Raw genomic sequence first — 2,521 nt, 5'->3', positions numbered from 1 at the left:
ATCATTAGATTGATAAGATGATAGTTTTTTTACAATAGTACTTTGGCTACTCTTTTTAAGTCCAAGTGTTGCCATTATTCTTAGAATATTATCCCATTCTTTAATAATTAATTTAACGTTCACTTTTTTACTTGGTTTTATAAGCATTCCTTCATAAAGCTTAGGCTCATCAAAACTGACCAGGTTTAAACTTGCTTTTTTATCTAATTGAGTAAACCGAGGCATAAAACGGTAGCCAAAAAGGAACAATATGATGAAATTGACTCGGTTTATACTGTGCATGTCCCCTGATACCGCTGCAACTTCAATATCGCTAGTGTTGCTATTGAGCATATCAAACAGATAATGGCTTTCGTGCTCATTTGCTCCAATAATTTTTGTGCATAGGGGCAGCCAGTTTGCGGACAATGTATAAGCAGATACTCCCTGGCCAAATCCAAAATATTTTGTTGAAAACCTTGCCATAATAGAATTGAATTTGGTTTCTAATTTCTGTCCATCAATGCTTGCATGGATTCCATAATCAGCCAGAGTATATTTTTCAAATATTGGCAATTCCTTTACACAACTCATTACTACATCACTTGCTTGTGTTAAGGTCATATGGCGAATAAAATCAGCATAAGTTGACTTTAGGTCATGTTCTTTAACATCGCTAATGTCTTTCATTTTATCAATATCAATTCCAGTACCTTTTGCAACAAGACAGGCCGATAATGCCGCTTCATCAGCTTGTTTTTTACTGCCTATTGGCAAGATATGAGTAAATTTTTTCATAAATCCGGTATGGTTATTACCAAACTGTATGATTTTCCCGATACTTGTGAGGGGTAAATTCTCATAAAAAGGATTATTAACACCATCGTCTGATTTTTTATAAGGTAACTGCCAGCGAATAACCTCTCCATTTTTGTTGTGTTTGAGCTTAATTTTGTTGTTTTGACCTGACGCAATTTTATCGTTTATTTCTTTATAGCGCAGGAATAATCGATCAGTAAGCTGTTTAAGGATATCGTTTATATCCGTTGCCAACAGTTTATTCTCAAGGCTTTTAATGATTAAATGTTTATTTTCATCCCAATCCTGTTTGGGGTGTAGCTCATCATTTAATGAGCGGTAAGATAAACTATTATAAATGGTAACTGAACCTGTTTTTAGGCTCTTTTCAATTTGAAGATAAAGCATCACCTCATACCTGTCAGGGTCAATGGTTTTTACCTTTTTATTATTTTTATCCAATCGAACCTTTTTAATCACGTAGCGCTGAAGCACTTTGGGTATGAATTCAAGGGGTATGTCTTTAAATTGATAAGTGCTGAATGACTTATTAGAGTTATAGTGGCTTTTTAAGAAAACTATAGCAGCATTTAACGCCTTATTTTTACTATGAAAATCCAGAGCTTTAAATGCGGCTCGGGTATTTAACTTAATGGTCGATGCTGCATCACTGTAGTATTCCCAACGATAAAACTCGGGAGTAAAATTTGGTTTTTTAATTTTTTGTATGAACTGTTGGAATTTCTCTTCTGGCATAATCTCATATGCTTTTTTCCGTATTTCAGAATCCGCCACCTTTTTATTGTTTACGAGTGATAATATTGCAGCGGCTGCATGACGTTGGTCTTTGTCTTCGTTTTTAGCATCACAAATGGCCTGTGCCTGGTAAGACTCCGCTTCACCTGTGTAATAATTCATTTTATAAATAAAACTGGCAACCAAGTGATCGCTGATTTTTAAATAGCGTTGGTGAGCGTAGCACATGAGATATAGTCGAGATAAGTTTTTTTGTTTCATAGCCCGCAAACCGTAACAGGTATGGTACACAGCTAAATCAGCATAATGCAGGATGTTTTGTTCTGAAATACCCAGTTCTTTAATGATTTCGGTGGATCTTTGATAAAGAGCGGACAAAAATTGATGGTTTTTTATGGAGGTATTAATTTCTCCAGTTGTAAAATCCTTTTGATCTTTTTTCACAGCAGTCAATTGATAAAATAACTCATCTTTTTCGAGAAAGTTGGCCAATAATTCTCTGAACGGTTTGTCAGTTAGGGTATATATCTTATTGCTTAATCTATTTTTTTCATGGTTCAAAGCTTTAGAAACCACTTCTTGTAAGGTGGTATAGGATGGCCTGACTATTTTATGCTGATGGAAGTACTCTATCAGGGAATTAAATACATATTTGGGTACGGCATGTTGCTTCATTAACTCCTTGGCGTACCCGATAGCTTTAGCCTTATTTTTGCTCGAATAAATTGACATGCCATATTTTTTTAAAATGGCATTACGGTTGTCATAATGATGCCGTTTATTCACTTGTTTTTTTGGAAATTTCTCGCAAGGAAAATAAGTTTTAATAACATACCAGGTGTCTTTCCTGAGTCCTTGAAACGTAAAATTAAAAAAATATTGCGAAATCCTAAAGAAACTAACTTGCAAAATGTAATTGATTTTTTTAGGGATATTATCCCCCAATTTCAGGAAAGTTGTCGCCTCTGAATTAAATTAATTGTGGGAG

At 34.5% G+C, this 2,521-nt stretch carries 1 protein-coding gene; it reads right to left on the bottom strand.

The window, feature by feature from the left end:
• Nucleotides 1-2,478, bottom strand: a 2,478-nt coding sequence (locus Q0495_RS03625; RefSeq protein ID WP_298623211.1) for a Tn3 family transposase, incomplete at its 3' end; no start/stop codon positions are given.
• Between the last annotated feature and the right edge of the window lie 43 nt (nucleotides 2,479-2,521).

Origin of the sequence: uncultured Legionella sp., from assembly GCF_937871865.1 — a bacterium.
In the GTDB taxonomy this organism is placed as follows: domain Bacteria; phylum Pseudomonadota; class Gammaproteobacteria; order Legionellales; family Legionellaceae; genus Legionella.
This window is presented reverse-complemented; position numbering and strand designations above follow the sequence as displayed.